General features: G+C 61.0%; 23 protein-coding genes. 7 read left to right on the forward strand and 16 right to left on the reverse strand.

Annotation, left to right across the window (positions count from 1 at the left end):
* Positions 1 to 22 precede the first annotated feature (22 nt).
* From GM415_RS16385 to GM415_RS16420, 8 genes are all read right to left on the reverse strand, one after another.
* Positions 23 to 1,039: a sigma-54 interaction domain-containing protein gene (locus GM415_RS16385; protein ID WP_158950075.1), complete on the reverse strand. Its 1,017-nt coding sequence runs from the start codon at positions 1,037 to 1,039 to the stop codon at positions 23 to 25.
* Positions 1,040 to 1,232: 193 nt separating this feature from the next.
* Entirely contained in the window at positions 1,233 to 2,024 is a 792-nt protein-coding gene (locus GM415_RS16390; RefSeq protein WP_158950076.1) for a substrate-binding periplasmic protein, read from the reverse strand.
* Positions 2,025 to 2,100: 76 nt separating this feature from the next.
* Positions 2,101 to 3,489 (reverse strand): NAD(P)/FAD-dependent oxidoreductase, encoded by a 1,389-nt coding sequence (locus tag GM415_RS16395; protein ID WP_158950077.1) that lies wholly within the window; start codon positions 3,487 to 3,489, stop codon positions 2,101 to 2,103.
* 315 nt (positions 3,490 to 3,804) lie between these two features.
* Positions 3,805 to 4,131 carry a flagellar basal body rod C-terminal domain-containing protein gene (locus GM415_RS16400; RefSeq protein ID WP_158950078.1) on the reverse strand — a complete coding sequence of 109 codons (327 nt, stop codon included), beginning with the start codon at positions 4,129 to 4,131 and terminating at the stop codon, positions 3,805 to 3,807.
* An 80-nt stretch (positions 4,132 to 4,211) separates the two neighbouring features.
* On the reverse strand, positions 4,212 to 4,583 hold the full coding sequence (locus tag GM415_RS16405; protein WP_158950079.1) for a hypothetical protein: 372 nt from the start codon (positions 4,581 to 4,583) through the stop codon (positions 4,212 to 4,214).
* A gap of 40 nt (positions 4,584 to 4,623) precedes the next feature.
* Positions 4,624 to 5,394, reverse strand: a complete 771-nt coding sequence (folE2, locus tag GM415_RS16410) for a GTP cyclohydrolase FolE2 (protein ID WP_158950080.1) — start codon at positions 5,392 to 5,394, stop codon at positions 4,624 to 4,626.
* A 156-nt stretch (positions 5,395 to 5,550) separates the two neighbouring features.
* Positions 5,551 to 5,970, reverse strand: a complete 420-nt coding sequence (gene nikR, locus GM415_RS16415; protein WP_158950081.1) for a nickel-responsive transcriptional regulator NikR — start codon at positions 5,968 to 5,970, stop codon at positions 5,551 to 5,553.
* Between the two features lie 12 nt (positions 5,971 to 5,982).
* A complete protein-coding gene (locus GM415_RS16420; RefSeq protein WP_158950082.1) occupies positions 5,983 to 6,654 on the reverse strand; it encodes a class I SAM-dependent methyltransferase in 672 nt (223 codons plus the stop codon).
* 307 nt (positions 6,655 to 6,961) lie between these two features.
* Here GM415_RS16420 and gcvH point away from each other — a divergent pair, with 307 nt between their 5' ends.
* The 6 genes from gcvH to GM415_RS16450 all read left to right on the forward strand — a co-directional run bounded on the left by gcvH (position 6,962) and on the right by GM415_RS16450 (position 12,825).
* A complete protein-coding gene (gene gcvH, locus GM415_RS16425) occupies positions 6,962 to 7,342 on the forward strand; it encodes a glycine cleavage system protein GcvH (RefSeq protein ID WP_199244307.1) in 381 nt (126 codons plus the stop codon).
* A gap of 154 nt (positions 7,343 to 7,496) precedes the next feature.
* The gene (gene gcvPA, locus GM415_RS16430) at positions 7,497 to 8,831 is read left to right on the forward strand and encodes an aminomethyl-transferring glycine dehydrogenase subunit GcvPA (protein WP_158950083.1); all 1,335 of its coding nucleotides are present in this window, start codon (positions 7,497 to 7,499) and stop codon (positions 8,829 to 8,831) included.
* Positions 8,828 to 10,270 carry an aminomethyl-transferring glycine dehydrogenase subunit GcvPB gene (gcvPB, locus tag GM415_RS16435; protein ID WP_158950084.1) on the forward strand — a complete coding sequence of 481 codons (1,443 nt, stop codon included), beginning with the start codon at positions 8,828 to 8,830 and terminating at the stop codon, positions 10,268 to 10,270. Before gcvPA ends, gcvPB begins: the two co-directional genes overlap by 4 nt.
* Positions 10,260 to 11,624, forward strand: a complete 1,365-nt coding sequence (locus GM415_RS16440) for a dihydrolipoyl dehydrogenase family protein (RefSeq protein WP_158950086.1) — start codon at positions 10,260 to 10,262, stop codon at positions 11,622 to 11,624. The genes gcvPB and GM415_RS16440 overlap by 11 nt, the downstream gene beginning before the upstream one ends.
* The gene (locus GM415_RS16445) at positions 11,621 to 12,067 is read left to right on the forward strand and encodes a NanQ anomerase/TabA/YiaL family protein (protein WP_158950088.1); all 447 of its coding nucleotides are present in this window, start codon (positions 11,621 to 11,623) and stop codon (positions 12,065 to 12,067) included. The genes GM415_RS16440 and GM415_RS16445 overlap by 4 nt, the downstream gene beginning before the upstream one ends.
* 368 nt (positions 12,068 to 12,435) lie before the next feature.
* A complete protein-coding gene (locus tag GM415_RS16450; RefSeq protein WP_158950090.1) occupies positions 12,436 to 12,825 on the forward strand; it encodes a rhodanese-like domain-containing protein in 390 nt (129 codons plus the stop codon).
* Positions 12,826 to 12,891: 66 nt separating this feature from the next.
* Here the strand turns inward: GM415_RS16450 and GM415_RS16455 are convergent, their stop codons facing one another.
* The 3 genes from GM415_RS16455 to GM415_RS16465 form a co-directional block, all read right to left on the reverse strand.
* Positions 12,892 to 13,386 carry a hypothetical protein gene (locus GM415_RS16455; RefSeq protein ID WP_158950092.1) on the reverse strand — a complete coding sequence of 165 codons (495 nt, stop codon included), beginning with the start codon at positions 13,384 to 13,386 and terminating at the stop codon, positions 12,892 to 12,894.
* Positions 13,387 to 13,845: 459 nt separating this feature from the next.
* Entirely contained in the window at positions 13,846 to 14,364 is a 519-nt protein-coding gene (locus tag GM415_RS16460; RefSeq protein WP_158950094.1) for a hypothetical protein, read from the reverse strand.
* A gap of 97 nt (positions 14,365 to 14,461) precedes the next feature.
* On the reverse strand, positions 14,462 to 16,207 hold the full coding sequence (locus tag GM415_RS16465; RefSeq protein WP_158950096.1) for a chloride channel protein: 1,746 nt from the start codon (positions 16,205 to 16,207) through the stop codon (positions 14,462 to 14,464).
* A gap of 181 nt (positions 16,208 to 16,388) precedes the next feature.
* Here GM415_RS16465 and GM415_RS16470 point away from each other — a divergent pair, with 181 nt between their 5' ends.
* Positions 16,389 to 16,913, forward strand: coding sequence for a hypothetical protein (locus tag GM415_RS16470; RefSeq protein ID WP_158950098.1), 525 nt, complete (start codon positions 16,389 to 16,391; stop codon positions 16,911 to 16,913).
* A gap of 100 nt (positions 16,914 to 17,013) precedes the next feature.
* Here the strand turns inward: GM415_RS16470 and GM415_RS16475 are convergent, their stop codons facing one another.
* The 5 genes from GM415_RS16475 to GM415_RS16495 all read right to left on the reverse strand — a co-directional run bounded on the left by GM415_RS16475 (position 17,014) and on the right by GM415_RS16495 (position 21,243).
* Positions 17,014 to 17,481, reverse strand: a complete 468-nt coding sequence (locus tag GM415_RS16475) for a hypothetical protein (protein ID WP_158950100.1) — start codon at positions 17,479 to 17,481, stop codon at positions 17,014 to 17,016.
* A 110-nt stretch (positions 17,482 to 17,591) separates the two neighbouring features.
* Positions 17,592 to 18,050 (reverse strand): hypothetical protein, encoded by a 459-nt coding sequence (locus tag GM415_RS16480; RefSeq protein WP_158950102.1) that lies wholly within the window; start codon positions 18,048 to 18,050, stop codon positions 17,592 to 17,594.
* An 80-nt stretch (positions 18,051 to 18,130) separates the two neighbouring features.
* A complete protein-coding gene (gene aroC, locus GM415_RS16485; RefSeq protein WP_158950104.1) occupies positions 18,131 to 19,195 on the reverse strand; it encodes a chorismate synthase in 1,065 nt (354 codons plus the stop codon).
* 9 nt (positions 19,196 to 19,204) lie between these two features.
* A complete protein-coding gene (locus GM415_RS16490; RefSeq protein WP_158950106.1) occupies positions 19,205 to 19,864 on the reverse strand; it encodes a potassium channel family protein in 660 nt (219 codons plus the stop codon).
* A 14-nt stretch (positions 19,865 to 19,878) separates the two neighbouring features.
* Entirely contained in the window at positions 19,879 to 21,243 is a 1,365-nt protein-coding gene (locus GM415_RS16495; RefSeq protein WP_158950108.1) for a TrkH family potassium uptake protein, read from the reverse strand.
* Positions 21,244 to 21,330 lie beyond the last annotated feature (87 nt).

Here is a 21,330-nt window from a genome sequence, read left to right on the forward strand (position 1 = left end):
GCTAAACGAATTTTCCGGTTCCCTACAACAGCCCTCGTTTCTTCAACTTTTCTATCAGGGTCGTCCGCTTGATGCCCACCAGTTCGGCGGCCTTGTTCTTGACCCCTTCAGCGCCTTCCATGGCCTCGGCAAGCAATCGCCCTTCGATGGCTTCCAGGAATTCCTTGAGCTTGAATCCTTCGTCGTTCATGTCCTTGAGCGTAGGCCACTCGAACCCTGCGGGCCGCATGGGCACCGTTTCCTCCACCCTCTTCAACGGCTTTTCGCCTATATCGAGGAAGATCTTCTCCGGCAGATCCTCGGGAAGGATTTCATCCGTGTCGCACAGGATGGAAAGACGTTCCATGAAGTTTTCCAACTCGCGGACGTTGCCGGGCCAGGAATACGTCAGAAACATCTCCTTGGCCTTGTCGGACAGAACAAGCGGCTTGCGCCCTTTGCTGGAGCAGTGGCCCTTGAGAAAATGTTCGGCCAGCAACAGGACGTCGTTGCCGCGCTCCCGTAGGGGCGGCAGATGCAGAGGGATGACGTTGAGGCGATAGAACAGGTCTTCGCGGAACCGGCCCGCACGGACCTCGTCCTCCAGTTCGCGGTTGGTGGCCGCCACCACGCGGACGTCCACCTTCTTGACCGACGTACCTCCGACGCGCTCGATCTCCTTCTCCTGGAGGGCACGCAGGATCTTGACCTGAAGGCTCAGGTCCATCTCCCCGATCTCGTCCAGAAAGATGGTCCCGCCGTCGGCCAGCTCGAAACGCCCCTGCCGCGTGCGGATGGCATGGGTGAATGCGCCCTTTTCATGGCCGAAAAGTTCGGACTCCAGCAGTTCCTTGGGGATGGCGCCACAGTTGATGGGCACGAACGCCTTGCCCCGGCGGGAAGAGTTGGCGTGCAGGGCGCGGACCAGCAGCTCCTTGCCCGTCCCGGATTCACCGGTGACAAGGACAGTGGAATCCGTGGGGGCCACCTTGCCAAGGACCTTGAAAACTTGGGTCAGCGCCGGGCTATCCCCGATGATACCGTCCAGGTTGAGCGCCATCTGTCCTCCGAAATCGCAGGCTGTACCGTCTGGGAGACAGCCCCGGTTCGGGGCTGCTACATTAATATACATCATCCCTGTCAAGAAAATGACGCCATGTCAATGGCAGAGAAATGATTTTGATAAAAAATCCGCAAAAATACGGCGCAGCTCACCCATCGCCAAACGCACTGTTTGCTCCCGCGCCACGCCGCTATTCCGACTTCTCCCCCACCACCCGGCCAATGGCCATGTTCACACGCTCAATGAGGGAATCCGGCACCCCCTTGCTGAACATCACATACCGTTTGTTGCCAGTAGGAATATCTCGCATGGCCTTGCTCATGAAACGCCCCTTCGGCAATCCGCTCGCCTCAATCAACCTGTCGACCTCTTCCGGCGCGACGATGATGTAAAAGAACCGTTCAGCGGCCAGCATACGAACCAGTTGGGGGAACTCCCCCACCACCACGCGCTTCCGCGTGGAACTGCGCCGGATCATGGTATCCAAGGCGGTGTGATAGGAGTACCCGTCCAACAAACCGAGAGTGAGGGTTCCATCAGCGGTCAACTGCTCAAACGTTTCGTATTTCTCGAAGAGGGCCCTGTGCTTTTCCAGAAACAGGATGACCAAGGGACGATTTTGGTAGATGGGGCGGGAGAACCTGGCGAACCCCATCCTCTCCGGGGTCTTGAACCACCCAACCGATGCGAAGCGGTCGGAATCTCCTGCCTTGCGAAAATTCTCCAGCACCCTTTTGGCGGGCATGGATGCGTACCTCGTCCCGATCCCTGCCTCGCGAAAGATGTCCCGCGCCAGGTTCAACAGGATGCCGTCCGCCTGGCCATGGGGATTGGTGAAGTAATAAGGCGGAAACTCCAGGTAGAGAACAGACAGCACTCCCTGGTCCCGTTCCTCCGCATCCGACCCGACGGACGGCTGCGAAAGGAAAAGGACGCATGACAGGCAGACGAGGCCCACGATGCAGGGGAAATGCCACTTCATGCCGGGACATATAGCCCAGGTACGAATAAAATAAAAGCGGGCGGGACAAGCTGTTGCAACCAATCCCGCCCCATACTCAACTTCGCCGGAGAATTTCCTTCGCCGGAATCAGCGCCGTAGCCGCCGCACCCACGATATTGCCGGCCACGCCCGGGCCGTCACCGGCCACAAACAGCCCTTCCACCGCCGTTTCCAGATGCTTGCCCGTCTCCACCTGAGTGGCGAAGAACTTGATCTCCGGCGCATACAGCAGGGTCTCGTCGTTGGACACGCCCGGCACCACATTATTCAACTGCTCAAGCCCGTCCATCAGGTTGGTAACGATGCGCTCGGGCAGGGCCATGGCGATGTCGCCCGGCACCACGTTCTTCATGGTCGGCTCGATGTACCCGTTGCCGATCCGGTCCCAGGTGGACCGCCGCCCGCGCCGCAGATCGCCGAACCGCTGGAGAATGGGCTTGCCGCCGCCGATCAGCGTTGCCAGCCGTCCGATGGACTCGCCATACGCCTGGTTGTCCTCCACAGGGTCGTTGAGCACAACCTTGGACAGAAACGCGAAGTTCGTGTTCTCGGACTTGGTGTTCATCAATGCGTGCCCGTTGACGCAGACGAAATCCTGGTAGTTCTCCAAGGCGACGAAACCGCCGTAGTTGGTGCAGAAAGTCCGGGTCTGGTCGTCGTACTTGTTGGTGCGCACAAAAAACGTCGGGTCGTAAATGACCGAGCAGAGGTCCTGCATGATCTCATTATGGACCTCCACGCGCACGCCCACCTCAATGCCCCGCTGGGAAACCTCGATGCCGTGCTGGCGGACCACGCCAGCCACCCACTCCGCGCCCACGCGACCCGGAGCAAGGATCACGTTCTTGGCCGTGTACTCGCGCCGGTTGGTGGTCACGCCCGTGACCCTGCCCTTGCTCACCTGCACGTCCCTGACCTCTTCCGAGGTATGGAAAAACACGCCCTGCTCCCGAATATGGTCGGCCATGCCCGCGATGTGTCCGGGCAGATTGTCGCTGCCCAGGTGCTTCTGCTTGATGACCAGCAGGTCAATGCCGTGCTTGCGCGCCTGCTTGCGGATGTCCTTGGCCTTGTCCATGTCCGTGGGGAAGACCTTGCCGTCCATGCCGAAGCGGTTGAAGATTTCCTCGGTCTCGTCGATGAGCGCATGGGCCTCGGAGGTCCCCACGAACTGGGTCAGGTCGGTCTTGCCCAGCTTGTGGATGAAATTGAGCTTGCCGTCCGAGAACAGCCCGGCCCCGCCCACGCCGCACAAGATGTTGCACGGGCGGCACTTGATGCACTCCTGGTCGCCCGAGAGCGGGCAGTTGCGCTTGAGCGAACGCCGCCCCTTGTCGATAAGCAGCACGTCCAGATCCGAATGCTCGCCCAGATAATACGCGGCGAACAGTCCCGCCGGGCCGCCGCCCACGATAATAACGTCAAAATTGGTCTTTACGGTCATGATGCAGTCTCCTTTGCTCCCGCTACGCGGAAGATGCCTCCGGCGGCCGGGGGAAGGGGAGAGGGGAACCCTTTGTAAAGGGCTTCCCCTCTCCCCTTCCCCCGGTCCCCCATCCCCTCTCCCCTCTCCCCTCCTAAACTTTTTGATGCGCCTTCGGCGGGGAGGGTATTCAGGAATCCGGGGAATGTTCCGGGGTCTTGGATTTTCTTTCAACGCAAGTATGGCCCGCACTGGGGCGCTCCATAATGTGGGGCGCGCGCAGACGGGCCATGATAGACCGTAAGACACGGATTCGATAGATGTCAAGCCGCCGGGTCAGGCGATCATGTTCAGCAGGTGGCCGGTCATCTCCTCGGAGGCGCGAATGAAGGCGGTATTGGCGGAGAAGGCACGGCTGGTGGTCATCATGTTCACCATCTCCGTGCCGATGTCGGTGTTGGACTGCTCCACCCCGTCCACCACGGGGCCGGACGTGGTCGACTCATTGATGGAGGCCACGCGCACGCCCTCGCCCTCCGGCCCGGTTTCAAGGGACACGGAGGACGCCTTGAACTCCTCGGTGGAGACATTGGCGATATTATTGGCCGAGACCTGCTGGGTCGTGCCCAGCGCGTCCAGCGCCGAGAGATTGGTATCGATCATGATGGATCACCCCTTCGCGAGCATCGAAGGAAGCAGCCTGAAATCAGGATACCCGGATCGGCCCAAAGACGCAAGGATGCCTAAAACAGCACTTTGCCCGGCCAGGACATGATGAATGCGCCGCCGTCCTTGAACAAGCGGTCCGTCAGGGCCTTGAGCTCCACGGAGATGTCCTTTTTCGCGCCGATAATGAAAGAGACGTTCTCCTCGCTCCGGACCACGTTGTCATGCAGGGAACCGCCCCGGGTGGGACCGAGCTCGGTGAATCCGCCGGCCAGCTTGAGGACCTCCAGCTTGAACTCGTCCATCAGGGGCGCGCTGTCCGAACCGTCGGGCAGCACTTTGCCGATGACCACGAAATGGACCACGAAGGGTTCCTGTTCCCCGGCTTGGGCCGCACCGGCGGCAAGGACCAGACAAAGGCAGAAGATGAAGGGAAGAAAACGTTTCATGACACCCTCCCGGTGCTGAAGAGAGAAGGCCGCGCCCTGATCAGGAACCGCTCTCGATCACGGCAAAGGCCGAATGGTTATGGATGGACTCGAAGCTCTCCACCTCCACGGTGTACCAGTGAACCTGAGGGTGCTCGTCCAATCCCTTGGCGGCCTCCCGGACCACATCCTCCACGAAGGTGGGGTTGGCAAAGGCCGCCTCGGTGACGAACTTCTCATCCTCACGCTTAAGCAGCGAATACAACTGGCAGGAACCGGCCCGCTCGCCGATCTCGATCAGGTCCTCAAGCCAGAGGAAACCGTTGAAGCGGGTGCGGATGCGGACCTCGGCCCGCTGGGAGTGCGCGCCCTCTTCGGAAATGGCCTTGGAGCATGGGCAGACCGTCATCACCGGCACGTCCGCGCCCAGGGTGAAGGTCAGTTTGCCGTCCTTGAGCTTGCCGTCCACACGGCAGGTGTAATCCATGAACCCGCTCGCCCCGCTGCCCGGGGACTGCTTGCGCAGAAAAAAGGGAAATACGAACCGCACATGGGCGCTCCGGGCCTGAAGCCGCACCACCACATCATCAAGCAATGTCCGGAAGGAGTTGTAGTCAAGCTCGCCGGACCAGTGCTCCAACGCCTCCACGAATCGACTCATGTGCGTGCCCTTGAACTTGGCGGGCAGGTCCACCGAAAGCGATACCTGGGCCACGGTGTGCTGGATGCCGGACTGCCGGTCCCTAACAATGATCGGCAGGCGCAGTCCCTTCACACCCACCCTGTCGATGGGCATGGCGATGGCCGCCTGGTGCTTCTGTACGTCTTCCATTTGTAATACCTAGATTAATTCCGTCTGAATCGGCTGTTGAAACTTACAATTTGCACTTCGCTTTTTGCAAAAGCGACTTTTTATCTCACCCCACCCAAACCCGCCGAAGGCGCGCCAAAAGTTCAGGAGGGGAGAGGGGATGGGGCCTGGGGCCGCCTAAATCAAATCCCTGCCGGTAGTGGTCAAAGCGAGGTTGCCGTGCTTGACGCCCTTGGTGGAGATGAGCTTCTGGCCCAGAGCCTTGATGACATCGGCATCGCCCTTGAGGATGATTACTTCGAGGCAGTTGTGGTGATCCAGATGCACGTGCAGGGACGACTGGATGACATCGTGGTGGTCGTGCTGGATTTCTGTCAGCCGCTGGGAGAGCCCGGACTTGTGATGGTCGTAGACCAGGGTCAGGGTCCCGGCCAGATCGCCTTCGGCCTGTTCCCATTCGCGCTGTACCAGGGTGTTGCGAATCAGATCGCGGATGGCCTCGGAGCGGGTCTGATAGCTGCGCTCCTCACAGTGCTCGTCGAACTTCTGCAGCAGGTCGGAATCCAGTGAAACGCCGAAACGAATTGTCTTGCCCATATGTCCTCCAATCTAGGGGATGGTGATTTCCCACAGGTTTACCGTGGCGTTCTGGCCGCACAGGGCGACCTTTTCCACGGTCAGCTTTTCTGCCGCAAAGCCTTCGGCGCGCAACTCGTCCCACACCGGGCGGGACACAGTGCGCACAGGCTCTCCGATCCAGATCTTGCCGCCCGGCGCGAGCGCATGGCGAAAAAGCCTGATCAGGGGGTCGAAAAACCGCTTTTCATAGAGCACGTCTCCGCCCCAGATGAAGTCGAATACGCCTTCGGCCAAGGCGGGATACCGCCAGTCCATGACCAGCCAGAGAGGCTGCTCCACTTTGTTCAGTGCGGCATTGTGCCGGGCGAAGCTGACGGCGGGCCACTCGTAGTCGAAGGCCGCGACCTGCGCGCCTGCATCGGCGGCGATCATGCCGGTCAGTCCGAGCCCGCAGCCGATGTCCAGACAACGGCACCCCTTGAGGCGATCCGCGTTGCGCAGGATGTGCCGCCCCAGCAACACGCTGGCAGGCCAGACCTCGGCCCAGTACGGCAGCCGCTCATCCTCATCCAAATCGTCGTCGCCCATGGCGTCCCAGAGCGCCTCCATGTCGGCGGCTCGGTCCAACAGCCAGACGCGGCCGTCCACGGCCACCTCCACGCGCGATCCGGGATCGGGAACGGTAAGACGTGTTGTGCTCATAACCGAACCGAAACTACACCCGCTTCGTGTTATCGTCAACGCGATTCGTAATACTACTTCCATCATAAACCGCACACCGGCCAGGAGGCCGCTTTACTGTCTCAATTCCATTACCGCAGGCTGCCGATTTCTCGACCGAAAAAGCCACCCCGCGTCATCTTTTTGGCGGATTGGGCGCTTTATTCGCTCAAGTGGGAAAACAGAGCGGAAAGCGTCATTTTTTTTACTGTTTTCAACATTTTTTTCCCGTGTTAAAAGGGCTTGATTGGCAACTTTGCAATATACCACTTTCAAGAGGAGAGAGAATATGATTCCCGAAGATCTGAAGTACACCAAATCCCACGAGTGGGTCATGATCGAAGGCGACGTGGCCACTGTCGGCATCACCGATTTCGCCCAGGAGCAGCTCGGCGATATGACCTTCGTGGAACTGCCTGAAGTCGGCGACACCTTCGAGGCCGGTTCCGAGATGGGCTCCGTCGAGTCGGTCAAGGCCGCCAGTGAAATTTACTCCCCGGTCTCGGGCGAGGTCATCGAGGTCAACGAAGAGCTGGAGGACGCCCCGGAAAAGGTCAACGAAGAACCGTACGGCGACGGCTGGATGGTCAAGTTCAAGATCAAGGGCGAGCCTGAAGGGCTCCTGGACGCCGAGGAATACACCTCTCTGGTAGAATCCGAGGCCCACTAAGCGCTTTTCAGGGCCGGGACGAACCGTCCCGGCCCTTCTTTTACGACATCATACAGGCTGCCCGCAGCGCCCGCCAGGCCGACACCCAGGCTCCGGCATCCCGATCGTTCGACCCGGGAAATACGCACCAAGGGCAGCCGTGAGGAAAAACCACATGCCTTACGTACCGCATACGGACGATGAAGTCCGTGACATGCTCGCCACCATCGGGGTCGACTCCATCGAAGACCTCTTCGCCGAGATCTCCAGCGATATGCGGCCCGCGAGCTTCGACATGCCCGAGGGGCTGAGCGAAATGGACGTGCTCACCAAGCTGGAGGCCATGGCCGCCAGAAACGCCACGGACCGCGTCAGCTTCCTGGGAGCGGGTTTCTACGACCACTACATCCCGGCGGCAGTAGACGCGCTGACCATGCGCGGCGAATTTTACACCGCCTACACTCCCTATCAGCCCGAGGCTTCCCAGGGCACCCTCCAGGCCATTTTCGAATACCAGACCGCTATCACCCGACTCCTGGGCATGGAGTGCGCAAACGCATCGGTCTACGACGGCGGCACCGCCCTGTACGAGGCGCTGATGATGGCCGTGCGCAAGACCAAGCGACGCAAGATCGTCGTCTCCGAGGCATTGAACCCCATCTACAGGGTCATGCTCGCCTCCTACACCTCCAACCTGGACATCGAATTCGTCACCGTGCCGCACAAGGACGGCCAGACCGACATCGAAGGGCTCAAGGCAGCCATTGACGGCGAGACCGCAGCCCTGCTGGTCCAGAACCCGAACTTCTTCGGCTCCATCAACGACTTCACCGAGCTGTTCAACGCATGCCGCGAGAACAAGGCCGTGTCGGTTATCTCCTCCTACCCGGTGCTGCAGACCCTGCTGAAGACGCCCGGAGACATGGGCGCGGATATCGCCGTGGCCGAAGGGCAGTCCCTGGGCCTGCCACTCTCCTTCGGTGGTCCGTACCTGGGCATCATGACCTGCACCAAGAAGATGGTCCGCCAGATGCCGGGCCGTATCGTGGGCCGGACCGAGGACTCCGAGGGCCGCACCGGCTACGTGCTCACCCTGCAGGCGCGCGAGCAGCACATCCGCCGCCAGAAGGCCACCTCCAACATCTGCTCCAACCAGTCGCTCTGCGCCCTGCGCGCCCTGGTGCACATGTGCGCCCTGGGTGAGATGGGCTTGAAGCGGGCCGCCCGCGTGTCCGTGGAGCGCGCCCACGTCTGCGCCGAACGGCTCACGGCCATAGACGGCGTGGAAATGCTGACCAAGGGCCCCTTCGGCAACGAATTCGCCGTGACCCTGCCCATTAACGCCTACGAGGCCATCGCTCGGCTGACCGAGCGCGGCTATGTGCCAGGCTTCCCCCTGGGCCGCTACTACAAGGACCTGGAAAACGGGCTCCTCGTGGCATGCACCGAAAAGACCAGCGAAGAACAGATCGGCATCTTTGCCGAGATGCTCAAAGGAGCGCTCAAATGAAGACCATCTTTGATAAATCCGTAGCCGGGCGCGAAGGCTGCTGGCCCTGCGAAGGCATGGCCGAAGAGGCCTACATCCCCGCCGAACTGCTCCGCCAGGGCGAGATAGGCCTGCCCTCGGCCAGCGAACTGGACGTGGTCCGCCACTTCACCAAGCTCTCCCAGCGCAACTTCGGCGTGGACGGCAACTTCTATCCCCTGGGGTCTTGTACCATGAAGTACAACCCCAAGTTCACCGAAAACGTGGCTGCCCTGCCCGGCTTCACCCGGCTCCACCCGGTGCTGCCGCAGCTCCAGGGTGCCGGCGGACTCTGCCAGGGCGCGCTGGAGGTCATGTTCGAGACCGAGCGGCTCCTGTCCGAACTCACCGGCATGGCCGCCTACACCCTGCACCCCATGGCCGGAGCGCACGGCGAACTGACCGGCGTCATGCTCATGGCCGCCTATCACAAGGACAAGGGCAACAAGAAGACCAAGGTCATCGTGCCCGACTCGGCCCACGGCACCAACCCGGCTTCCGCCGCCATCGCGGGCTACGAGGTCATCTCCATCGAATCGGTGGACGGCATCGTCAGCCCCGAGGCCCTGGCCGAAGTCCTGGACGACGAAGTGGCGGGCATGATGATGACCTGCCCCAACACTCTGGGGCTGTTCGAGAAAAACCTGCCCAAGATCGTGGAGATGCTCCGCGAGGTGGACGCCCTGCTCTACTATGACGGAGCCAACCTCAACGCCATCATGGGCAAGATGCGCGTGGGCGACGTGGGCTTCGACATCGTCCACCTGAACCTGCACAAGACCTTTGCCACGCCCCACGGCGGCGGCGGTCCCGGCTCCGGCCCGGTGGGCGTCAGCGAAAAGCTCGTGCCCTACCTGCCTATCTCCCGCGTTGAAAAGCAGGAGGACGGCCAGTTCCGCCTCAACTACAAGCACCCGAAATCCATCGGCTACGTGGCCCCGTTCTACGGCAACTTCGGCGTAGTGCTCAAGGCCTACGCCTACATGCTGCGACTGGGTGGCCCCGGCCTTACCCGGGCCACCGAGAACGCGGTCCTGGCCGCCAACTATATGCGCAAGCGGCTGGCCGACCACTTCGAGGTGCCCTACAACCGCATCTGCATGCATGAATTCGTGGCCTCCGCCGCGGGACAGGCCAAGGCGGGCGTGCACGCCATCGACATCGCCAAGGCGCTGCTGGACAAGGGCCACCATGCCCCCACGGTCTACTTCCCGCTCATCGTGCCCGAAGCGATCATGATCGAACCCACCGAGACCGAGAACAAGGAGACCCTTGACCGGTTCATCGACGACCTGATCGAAATCGCTGAGCTGGTCGACACCACCCCCGAGGCCATAACCACCGCTCCGGTCACCCTGCCGGTCACCCGGCTGGACGAAACCCGTGCGGCGCGCTCCATGGAGCTGACCGATGACTTATGATCTCGTGGTGATCGGCGCAGGCCCCGGCGGGTTTGACGCTGCCGTGGCCGCCGCCGGATATGGACTGAAGACCGCGCTGGTGGAGAAGGACTTCCTCGGGGGCACCTGCCTCAACCGGGGCTGCATCCCCACCAAGCTCTGGCTGGGTGCTACCTCGGCCATCGACGAGCTGCGCAATCAGGCCAAGATGAAGGTCGCCTCCGGCGAGGTCGTGGTGGACTTCCCGGCCCTCCAGGCGCGGGTGCAGAAGCACTTGTCCGGAACCCGCAAGGCCATGGCCATGCAGCTCAAGAAGCTGGGCGTGGACCTGGTCGAGGGCTTCGGCAAGCTGACCGGCGAGGGCAAGGTGACCGTGGACACGGCTGACGGCGAACAGGTGCTGGAATACAAGAACCTGATCCTGGCCTCCGGGTCCAAGCCCATCTTCTTCCCCGGCCTGGAACCGGACGGCGAGTGCGTGCTCGACTCCGACATGTTCCTGGCACAGGAAACCATGCCCTCCTCGCTGATCGTGGTCGGCGCGGGTTTCATCGGCCTGGAAATGGCCCAGGTGGCCCACCGCTTCGGCGCGAAGATCACGGTCATCGACGCCATGGACCGAGTGGCCCCGCTGGAGGACCCCGAAGTCTCCTCGGCCCTGCACTCGGTATTCAAGCGCTGGAAATGGGATGTGCTCCTGGAGCAGCGCGTGGCGGGCGTCACTACCGTGGACGGCCAGGGCGTTCTGACCCTGGACAACCGCGAAAAGATCACGGCGGACAAGATTCTGGTCACCGTGGGACGCGGTCCGGTTACCGACGGCATGGGACTCGCTGAAGCGGGCGTGGAGCTGCTCTTCAACAAGGTCAAGGTGGATGAACACCTCCAGGCCGCACCGAACATCTACGCCATCGGCGACGTCAACGGCGAGATCCAGCTGGCCCACGCGGCCGCGCACCAGGCCCACTACGTGGCCGCGCGCATCGCTGGCAAGGCGGACACCCCCTACGCTCCCGGCCCGGTGCCCAGCGTGCTCTACGGCTCGCCCGAAGTCATGCGCGTGGGGCTGATGCCCAACGAGGCCTTCCTCATGGACTTCGACACCGCCGAGGTCTCCAAGGCTCCCCTGGCGGCCAACCCCATGGCCCAGGCCCACGCGGCCACCCAGGGATTCGTCAAGGTGGTCTGGTCCGGTGGCAAGGTCGTCGGCGTCACCGCCGTGGGCCACGATGTCTCCCGGCTGACCCTCGGGGCAACGCTCATAGTGGAACAAGGCTGGACCGAAGAGGACGTCCACAAGACGATCTTCTCCCATCCGTCCCTGGACGAATCACTGCTGATGGCCCTCAAGGCCGAAAGGACCAAGGTACAATGATCCTCGACGTCCTGGAAAACGCGGACGCCTATGTGGCCATGAATCCGCACTTCACCAAGGCCTTCGCCTTTCTGCGGCAGCCCGGTCTGGACCGGCTCGCCGAGGGCAGGCACGAAGTGGACGGCGAGAACGTCTACGCCGTGGTGGCCATGGGACCGGGACGCAAGCCCGAGAATGCGCTCATTGAGACGCACGACCGCTATATCGACATCCAGTTCGTCCTGAAAGGCATGGACACCATCGGCTGGAAGGCGAGAAAGGATCTCGGCCCTGCCACGGAGGCCTCCGACCCGCGAAGCGACGTGGCGTTCTACCCCGACGCGCCGTCCGTGTGGACGCCGGTGGGACCGGGCATGTTCGGCATCTACTTCCCCGAGGACGGGCACTTGCCCATGATCTCGGAAGGCGAGCTGCACAAGGTGATCATGAAAGTGGCGGTCTGAAGACCATAAAACAGAATCAACAATACCGGGGGCCGACGCATGTTCTAGCGTCGGCCCCCTTTTTTTCAGAAATCATATCGTTATCCCCGAGACTGAAATCAGCGGTTGAAGCCGCCTCCCGGCGGCGATTGTCAGGTGATTTCGCCTCCGGCGGGCAAGGACTGGCGCCCTTGCATCCCCTTCTCGCTCCTCCGGAGCGGATGTGAGGCATTCCGATCTGTTTAATCGACAATAAATTTAAATAATTCAATCCTTGACAGACAGAACAAGGGTAAAACAGAGGTATTGGCATTTCCGAAGCCCCGGCTCCGGTCTTTCAATTGGGCAGCCCGTCCGCCATCGCCTATGGTGAGAAAAAGGAGGCTGTCATGCACGAACAAATCCGCCACTATGAAGACAAGCTGCGTTACGAAATCGATTCCTGGGACCTGAACGAATCCGTAAAACGGGAAGAGAACGTGGTCGTCATCGACGCCCGCTCACCTGAAGCCTACGAAGCGGAACACATCCCCGATGCCATCAACGTCCCCCACCGGACCATGAATGAAAAGGCCACGGCCGCCTTTGACAGGGAAGCGCTCTACGTCACGTACTGCGACGGCATAGGCTGCAACGCCTCCACCAAGGGCGCGCTGAACATGGCCCGGCTGGGCTTTCGAACAAAGGAGCTGATGGGCGGACTGGACTGGTGGAAGCGGGATGGGTACCCCACGGAAACCGATGGTGCTAAGCAGCCAATTTCCTGCGGCTGTGGCTAGACGAGAAAAGACAAAAAATAAACCGGAAAGCCCACAGAACGAGGACTTTCCGGTTTTTAATATCAATCACCCGGCCACAGTGGCAGCTCTGGGATCGTACCCTTCGACCCCGTCCATTCGGACCGCTGCCTCGCGCCTGTTCTCCAACATACGGATAACCGGATCGAGTTCAGCCCCGAGCATGTAGCCCTGGATGGACACCGAGTTGGCGAAGTTCAGCCATGTCAGCGCATACAAGGCCCGGGATACCCGCGACCGGAACCGAGGCTCAGCCGCCTGGTTGATCTCCACCCGCAGGGTACGCAGGCCGGGCACTCCTCCCTTTCGAAAGGAAAGCACCTCCCCAAACCGGACCATGGCGTAACCGAACGGCGTGTAAATCGAAAAGCGGTCGTCCAACACCTTGAGCATGGGCTGCCGCCGCATGGCCGCCAGCACGCTGATAGCGTTGATGCAGAAGAAGACCATGGTCACCAGCACCACGGCCAGCCGGGTGTCGGCATGTTGAATGTTGATGAACCCGGCCACAGCCAGGCCCAGGAAAACGGCCGCAAGAATCACGCAGCCCCTGACACTCCTCTCATTGGGATGAATCTTTATTGGTACGTACAGCATAGGTGCACCTTGTTTTCGGCTATGATTGCGGCTGACCGGCGGCCAGCCCCCGAAACCAGGCACTCCTCCCGCGGGCCGAATCGGCCCGAGCCCTGAACACGGTCGATGGATGAAGCGGCAACGGCTTCTCCACGATAAAACGGCGGCGCGCGAAGCAGTCGCGCACGGCAGAGACGGGTGTGATGGAAATTGGATACGGACATGCCTGCTCCTCCTGCCGGTATGTCTCCGGCGGGGAAGCAGCCTTGAGCAAGGTGTATTTACCTTATCCGAAAGATACGGGGCATGCAACCAATCCGTTTAAAACGCTCCCAAGACTCCGAGGCAGTCATGCAAAACAGCAGAACGCCGGATTAAAAAGGGATGGGATGAAAGCGGAAGACAGAGCGGGAATCCGCCCCAAAACTAATGAACGGAGCGCGATTCCGGCTCGGAGGCGAAGAAGCCTCCCTGCTTCGGTATATCCAGAGCAAGCAACCCTTCTAGGGATAGGTCGGGGCCGACCCACAGCTTGCCGGAGGTGCGGTAGCCTCGCGCCAGCCGCTTGGCGTGGTCCAGTGCCGTACCGATCTGCTGAAGATATTCGTCCTTGGGGAAACGGAACTCGGCTTCATGGGCCCAATCCGGCTTTGGCTCTTCGGGAGGCCAGGAGATGGGATTGTGCAGCCGCCAGATGACCGTATCCGGGGTATGGGAGACCATGACCCCGTCGTCGATCCCCTGGCAGGCAGGATTGCCGCAGTCGCAGGTATAGATGAAAAACTCACCGGAGAGGGAAGCCGAATTCACCAGGGCCACGGGGTCCACATAGACATTGACCTCATGCAGGTACTGCCCGTCCACGGACAGGTTGAGGTCGATATAGGCGTCCTCCGGATACTTCTCGTCCAGAGACAGGGTGGCGGTTATGCGGATCTCGTTCATGGGTATTCCTTGCTCAACGGGCTGGCTTTCGACCGAAGCAAGGGCTGTAGCACACAACCTGGTTCAGGACAACGGCTCCCCAATTGCCCGTCCCGCGCTACTCGCCGCTGATCTCATCCTTGACCGCCGCCGAGTTGTAAGCCGCGTTGATGGCGGACTCCGTCAGGGTGCCTGCCAGTTTGCCGTCTGTCGTGGACAGGACCGGCAGTTGGGACACGCCGCGCTCGGTGAGCAGATCCAGGGCGTGTTGCAACGTGTCGTCCGTGGTCACGGTGGCCAAGTTGTGGCTGGCTATGTCATGGGCGATGATCAGCCCCGGGAATCCCCGCTCTCCCAGCAGGGTACGGATGTCGCGGAAGGAGATGATGCCCGTGAGCCGCCCCTCCTCATTGCGCACGTACAGGTAGGGCGCATTCTCGGTCTTGAAGGTCCAGATGATCTGCTCCAGGGGCAGGGATTCAGGAACGGTCACCATCTCTTCGGTCATGACCTCCTTGACCAGGAGATTCTCAAGCAACAGCCTATCCCGCCCGGCCTGGATATCGATACCCCGCCGAAGGAGCTTGGTGGTGTAGATGGACGCACGATCTATGGTCGAATTCATGACCGTGGCCGTGATGCAAGTGAGCATGAGCGGCAGGATGATGGAGTAGGTGCCGGACATCTCGAACATGATCAGGATGGCGGTGATGGGGGCATAGGTGGTGCCTGCCACCACGCCGCCCATGGCCACCAGGGCATAGGCGCCCGGCAGGGCTGTCTGGCCCGGCAGCAGCATGTGCAGCACGCCGCCGAAGGCGCCGCCGGTCATGCAGCCGATGAACAGGGACGGCGCGAAGATGCCGCCGGACCCGCCAGATCCCAGGGTGAGGGACGAGGCCAGGATCTTGACGAAGACGAGCACGAACAGAAGCTTCACGTCCATGGAGTGGGTCAGGGCCTGATTCATGGCGCCGTAGCCCACGCCGAAGACCTGGGGAAAGACCGCAAAGACACATCCGAGCAGCGCACCACCGATGGCGGGCTTGATCCACTCCGGTATGGGCATGGCGTCGAACCAGTCCTCGAACTTGTAGAGCGTCCTGGTGAAGGCCAGCCCCACAAGGCCGGAGAGGATGCCGAGAATGGGATAAAAGCAGAACTCCCACAAGGAGACGATGGAGTGCTCCGGTATCTGAAAATGTGGAAAATCGCCGAAATAGTAGCGGGAAATTGTCGTGGCCGTGACCGAGGACAGGACTACCGGAGAGAACTGCATCAGCCCGAAATCGCCGATGATGATCTCCAGGGCAAAGAGTACCCCGGCAATGGGAGCATTGAAGGTGGCGGCAATGCCCGCCGCCGCGCCGCAGCCGACCATGGTCCGCATGCTCCCGCTGGGAACGTGAAACAACTGGCCGATGGATGAACCGATGGACGAACCGATCTGGACCATGGGGCCTTCCCGGCCCACGGAACCGCCCGAGCCGATGGTCACGGCAGAGGCGAAGATCTTTGCTGCGGCCACACGCTTCCTGATCCGCCCGCCCCGGAGGGCGATGGCCTGGATGACCTCGGGTACGCCGTGTCCCTTGGCCTCGCTGGCGAAGAAGCTGACGATTAATCCGACCACCAGTCCGCCGGCGGCAGGCATGAGCAGCTTCATCCATAGCGGTATGGTGTCCGCCACATGCAGCATGTCACCGGTGTCCTGGTAGAACACCCACTGCATGTATTTCATGATGAACTTGAACAGGACCGCGCCATAACCGGCCAGCACGCCGATGATGATGGCGAGAAAAAGATATTGAACATTGGGCCGTCTGAGCCGCTTCATCAGCGGTTCAACCCGTTTTTCGGGCATGAAGACTCCGTCGGTTCTCGGTTTGCTGCGGTTGACAATGGATGCGCCCGATATAATTCACCGTAATTCCATCCTACCCCGTCTGCCCGCGCAACGCAACGCCCTCTTGGCTTGAGTGAACCCGGGAAAAAAGGTACGGGGAGTCGTTCCGCGAAACAGAACACCCAACCGGAGAACACGCATGCCCAAATACGAGATCAATCCCCTGCAGCCCAAACCCGAATTCGACATCATGTATTTCATGGAGATCGCTGGAGAAAGCCGTATCGACCAGGAGATCATGGATGAGTTCGAGCCCTACTGGGACAAGTGGGCCGCTGAGAACATCAAGGCCTATGAACTGAAGAACACCGAGGGCGAAGGCAAATTTCTGCTTATTTACCTCGACGAGGAAGTGGACAACACCATCGAAGGCATCTGGCAGGACTCGCCCACCCACGGCCTGCTCTTCCACGCCATGGCAATCACCATGGTCATGAGCTCCGCCCAGGGCTTCGTGCCGGAACTGTCCGACGGCAAATGCGCCCCGCTGCCCCGTCCGGGCGAAGGCATCCTTGGAGCCTTCGACGAACTCGGCCTGACCTGGAACGACGAGGGCACGGTCAACCGCAAATACGCGGTCCTCACCCCCTACCCCTACACCGGCGGGTGCGAGGTCTGCTACCTGAGCGCAACCTGCCCCAAAAGCACGGTGGCCAAGCAGTAACACGACATTTACGATCGGGGGCCTCTTTGTCAGGCTCCCGATCTTTTCCCCTCCAGGGCTGTATACGGCCCAACAAGCCGCCAAACAATCGGAATAGGGCCTAGAAATAGGCCAACTTCTGGGGCGGCGTCTTGCCCTCGAAGAATTCCTCCACCCGGACCTTGTCCGCAGAACTGATCTTGAGATCCGAGACGGTCGGAATCATTCCCATGCCGCCGTAGGTCTTCACGGCGCGATCGATGAAATCCGCGTCCACGAAAGCCGCCCTGAGGGTGACGGGGCTTCCGCCCCAGCTTACGGTGAGCGGCAGGACCGGATCGCGGTCCGGCAACCTGGTGATGAGATTACCGGTCCGAATCAACACCTCGCTTACCTTGTCGGGAAACGTCCCGCCCAGCCTGGCCAATTGCTCCACAAAGGCGGGCATGACCGCCAGGTAGTAGTATTGGTCAATCTTGCAGGCCATGGACCTGCCCGGCATGTTGAGCATCCAGGGCTGGTCGGCAAATGCCCGTCCCAGGGCCTGCTGTAGTCGTTCCAGGGTCTCGGTGTAGTCGCTCAGCGGCATGATGGCGCTCCTTGGTGCGTGCTTCTCCTTCAGTCGATCCTCTTCAATGCGATCCGGGCAGCCGGATCAAAGAAAAACGCCCCGACGAGCGGGGCGTTCAAAATGACCTGTTATTTTTGGGTCGCGAAGCGTTCCAGGTACCGGGCGTGCAGTTTCCCGTCCACCTTGGCCTTGATGGCGCCGACATCCCCGGCTCGGGGAGCCAGTTCCTCCAGTTTCGCCGGGATGATCCGCTCGCAGAATTCGCTGCGCCCGTAGGTATTCAGATTGACGTGCGTATCGTGAGCCACGACGTAGCAGGCCACGACCTTGGCGGCATAATAATTTTCGTAAGCATCCGGAATATCGCCGGACTTTTCCGCGCACTTAGCCTTGATGAAATAGGCGTAGCCCAAATCCATCAGGCTGTCGGGCGAGGCGATGGTGCTGTCGAGATACGGCAAGGCCGAAGCGCAATCGCCCTGCTTGTAGAAGCCCTGTCCGATATCCAAATCATTCTTCTGCGCACCGCAGGCGGCCAGCAGCAGGGCCATGCCCAATACGGCGGCCATCAGCGTGAACCTGTTCATCATCCTGTCCTCTCTGAAAAAGATTGGTATTACGTATGTATTGGAGTAGCCCAAGTGGCAAATGATGTCCATAACCTCTATCAATCCCGCACGCCAAGCCGTCGATCCAGCAGCAGCAGATCGGCCACGGTCAGTGCCAGCATGGCCTTGAGCACCGGGTTGATGCGCGGGATGGCCGAAATATCATGCCGGCCGCCGACCATTATGAAGGTCTCCTCGCCCCTGGTGGTCACGGTCTGCTGCTCCTGCAGGATGGACGGGATGGGCTTGATATACGCCCGAGCAACCACGTCCTGCCCCGATGAGATGCCGCCGAGGATGCCGCCCGCGTTGTTGGACAGAAAGCCGTCCTTGCCGATGGGATCGTTGTTCTGGCTTCCCCGGGACCTGGCTGCGGCCATGCCGGAGCCTATTTCCACGCCTTTGACCGCGCCCACGCTCATCAGGGCGTGCGCCAGCCTGGCGTCGAACTTGCCGAAGACCGGCTCGCCGAGCCCTGCGGGTAGACAGGTGGCACGAACCTCGACCACGCCGCCCAAGGTGTCCTCTTCACTCTTCACCTCTTCCACGTGCGCCATCCACTTGTCGATCACGTCCGGGTCGGGGCTGAAAAACGGCCTGTCCTGAGCCCCCTCGAAATCCGTGACCTTGGCCGGGATGCCGCCCAGCTCCACGGTGTAGGCATAGATTGAAATGCCTTCGGTGCGCAGTAGCTCCTGGGCAATGGCCCCACCCGCCACGCGGGACACGGTCTCACGCCCGGAGGCACGCCCGCCGCCACGGTAGTCGCGGAATCCGTACTTTGCGTTGTAGGTGAAGTCGGCGTGGCCGGGCCGGAACACATCCTTGATCTTGGAATAATCGTGGGAACGCTGGTTGGTGTTCTCCACGTAAAACCCGATAGGCGTGCCTGTGGTCTTGCCCTCGAATACGCCGGATAGCAGCCGAACCTGGTCCGGCTCATTGCGAGAGGTGGCCGAAGGGCCGCCCTGCCCTGGTCTGCGCCGGTCCAGCTCCCGCTGAATGATGCTCTCGTCCAGGGAAATGCCCGCGGGACACCCGTCGACCACGCCGCCCAGGCCGGCCCCGTGCGACTCGCCGAAGGTCGTCAGTTTGAAAAGTTCGCCGAACGTGTTGCCGCTCATGTCTTCCCCCTAATATTTGTCTATGCGCGAGATGTCGTCCATCTTGCCGATGATGACGATGACGTCACCCTCCTCGAACACGAGGTCCGCCCTGGGAACGAAGGAAAACTCGGCCTCGTCCTTCTTGCGGAAGGCCACCACCTGGACGTGGTATTTGTTGGTCAGGTCCAGATCGCGCAAGGTCTTGCCGGCCCAACGATCCACGCGAATCTCCCGCGTTGCCACGTCGGACCCGAGCCCGAAATAATCGTGGATGCCCAGGCTGGTCATGCGCTGGGCCAGCTGGAAGGCCACAAAGGCCTCCGGGAAAACCACATGGGGCACCCCGAGCTTGTAGAGCACCCGCTCGTGCTCCTCGCTGATGGCCTTGACCCAGATGTCTTCCACGCCGAGGGACTGGAGGTTGAGCACCACCAGGATGGAGGCCTCCATGGAGTCGCCGGTGGAAACCACCACCTTCTCCAGGTCCTTGAACCCGACCTGCTCCAGGGCTTTCTCATCCGTGGCGTCGGCCTTGTAGACGTGGGCCAGCCGGTCCTGTGCCCGACGGACGTGGTCGCCGTCGTTGTCCACTCCGACCACCTCGTGACCCAGGCTGGTCAAAGCCTCGGCCAGCGAATAGCCGAACTTGCCCAGCCCGATGACACCGATTTCATTTTTCTCCGGCATATGCTTCTCCCGGCTCAACCGAGGGGCAGGTCTGCCCTGGGCAGCTCAAAACGCCGCTCGGTCTGCCAACTGTGCAGGGCGGACAACAGCCACATGGGGCCGAGTCTGCCAACAAACATCAATATGATAATCATGGTCTTCTCCGCGCCGTTGAGCGAGCTGGTCAGCCCGGTGGAGAGTCCCACCGTGCCGAACGCGGACACAACCTCGAACATGTTGTTCATGAATTTGCCGCGCCCCATGAGGTAATGATCCCCGGCGCTCTCCAGGGTAGTCAGGACCATGGTCCCGACGGCCACCAAAAGCATGGCGACGGTGAACAGGGTGATGACCTTGTTCACGGCCCTGTGGCTCAGGGCGTAGCGCCCTATCTGAATCTGGTCGTGCCCCCTGAACTGGGCCGCGACGAAACTGCACAGGGCGCGAAAGGTAGTGGTTTTGATACCGCCAGCACAGGAGCCCGGCGAACCGCCGATGAACATCAGCCCGAGCATGACCACGAGGGAGACGTTGGTCAGCGCGCCGATGTCCACGGTGTTGAACCCGGCGGTGCGACAGGTGACCGACTGGAAGAGCGCGGTCAGCACCCACTCGGAGAGGCTCTCCGGAGCATTGCCCGCCGCACCCTCGGCCAGGAAGATGGCCACGGCCCCGATGACGACCAGGAGGAGGGACGTCTTGAGCACGATGGAGGAATGCCAACTGAGCAGCGGCGTCCCCCTGCGCAGAGCCTTGGGATCGAACACTGCGGTCTTGGCCACCTCGTAACACTCGTTGATGACGTAGAATCCGAGTCCGCCCGCAGTGATAAGCAGGATGAAGACCGAATTGATCCCGGCGTTACCGCTCCACTGGGACAGGGAATCGGGATACAGGGAAAAACCCGCGTTGCAGAAGGCGGAAACGGAGTGAAATACGGCTGAATACGGATAAAATCCAACGGGGTCCATTATCCAGAGCAACAATGCGCCTACGGCTTCGAGCAGGAACGTCACTCCGACGACACGGCCCAGGAACTTGGCCAGGCTGAAAGAGGGATCGTGCAGCAGAGTCTGGCCTACGGCCATGCGGTCACCCAGGGAAACGCGCTTGCCCAACAGATGGATGAACAGTGTCGTGTAGGTCATGATGCCCAGTCCGCCGAGCTGGATGAGCAGGAGGATGACATCCTGGCCCAGGCGCGAGAAATGGGAGCCGGTGTCCACAACGATCAGCCCGGTGACGCACATGGCCGATGTGGCCGTGAACAATGCGTCCACAAAAGAGAGTGTGCCGCCGGGATGGCTCACGTCCAGGTACAGGGCGGTGGCTCCCGCGAAAATGGCTCCGGCGAATACCCAGACGGGCAGCCAGTATGGTGAAAAGATTTTTATGCGCATGAGTTCGTCCGTGTGGCGGCCCCCCGAAAGCTTCGGCCCGGCCACGTCTCCCACAGTCTATATGCCTGTCGGGACAACGTGTCAAAA

The sequence above is a fragment of the Pseudodesulfovibrio cashew genome, from assembly GCF_009762795.1.
Classification (GTDB): Bacteria; Desulfobacterota; Desulfovibrionia; order Desulfovibrionales; family Desulfovibrionaceae; genus Pseudodesulfovibrio; species Pseudodesulfovibrio cashew.

Coding starts and splice junctions, on each gene's coding strand:
- GM415_RS16385 (WP_158950075.1), bottom strand. CDS start 1,039: ATGGCGCTCAACCTGGACGGTATCATCGGGGATAGCCCGGCGCTGACC.
- GM415_RS16390 (WP_158950076.1), bottom strand. CDS start 2,024: ATGAAGTGGCATTTCCCCTGCATCGTGGGCCTCGTCTGCCTGTCATGC.
- GM415_RS16395 (WP_158950077.1), bottom strand. CDS start 3,489: ATGACCGTAAAGACCAATTTTGACGTTATTATCGTGGGCGGCGGCCCG.
- GM415_RS16400 (WP_158950078.1), bottom strand. CDS start 4,131: ATGATCGATACCAATCTCTCGGCGCTGGACGCGCTGGGCACGACCCAG.
- GM415_RS16405 (WP_158950079.1), bottom strand. CDS start 4,583: ATGAAACGTTTTCTTCCCTTCATCTTCTGCCTTTGTCTGGTCCTTGCC.
- folE2 (WP_158950080.1), bottom strand. CDS start 5,394: ATGGAAGACGTACAGAAGCACCAGGCGGCCATCGCCATGCCCATCGAC.
- nikR (WP_158950081.1), bottom strand. CDS start 5,970: ATGGGCAAGACAATTCGTTTCGGCGTTTCACTGGATTCCGACCTGCTG.
- GM415_RS16420 (WP_158950082.1), bottom strand. CDS start 6,654: ATGAGCACAACACGTCTTACCGTTCCCGATCCCGGATCGCGCGTGGAG.
- gcvH (WP_199244307.1), top strand. CDS start 6,962: ATGATTCCCGAAGATCTGAAGTACACCAAATCCCACGAGTGGGTCATG.
- gcvPA (WP_158950083.1), top strand. CDS start 7,497: ATGCCTTACGTACCGCATACGGACGATGAAGTCCGTGACATGCTCGCC.
- gcvPB (WP_158950084.1), top strand. CDS start 8,828: ATGAAGACCATCTTTGATAAATCCGTAGCCGGGCGCGAAGGCTGCTGG.
- GM415_RS16440 (WP_158950086.1), top strand. CDS start 10,260: ATGACTTATGATCTCGTGGTGATCGGCGCAGGCCCCGGCGGGTTTGAC.
- GM415_RS16445 (WP_158950088.1), top strand. CDS start 11,621: ATGATCCTCGACGTCCTGGAAAACGCGGACGCCTATGTGGCCATGAAT.
- GM415_RS16450 (WP_158950090.1), top strand. CDS start 12,436: ATGCACGAACAAATCCGCCACTATGAAGACAAGCTGCGTTACGAAATC.
- GM415_RS16460 (WP_158950094.1), bottom strand. CDS start 14,364: ATGAACGAGATCCGCATAACCGCCACCCTGTCTCTGGACGAGAAGTAT.
- GM415_RS16465 (WP_158950096.1), bottom strand. CDS start 16,207: ATGCCCGAAAAACGGGTTGAACCGCTGATGAAGCGGCTCAGACGGCCC.
- GM415_RS16470 (WP_158950098.1), top strand. CDS start 16,389: ATGCCCAAATACGAGATCAATCCCCTGCAGCCCAAACCCGAATTCGAC.
- GM415_RS16475 (WP_158950100.1), bottom strand. CDS start 17,481: ATGCCGCTGAGCGACTACACCGAGACCCTGGAACGACTACAGCAGGCC.
- GM415_RS16480 (WP_158950102.1), bottom strand. CDS start 18,050: ATGAACAGGTTCACGCTGATGGCCGCCGTATTGGGCATGGCCCTGCTG.
- aroC (WP_158950104.1), bottom strand. CDS start 19,195: ATGAGCGGCAACACGTTCGGCGAACTTTTCAAACTGACGACCTTCGGC.
- GM415_RS16490 (WP_158950106.1), bottom strand. CDS start 19,864: ATGCCGGAGAAAAATGAAATCGGTGTCATCGGGCTGGGCAAGTTCGGC.
- GM415_RS16495 (WP_158950108.1), bottom strand. CDS start 21,243: ATGCGCATAAAAATCTTTTCACCATACTGGCTGCCCGTCTGGGTATTC.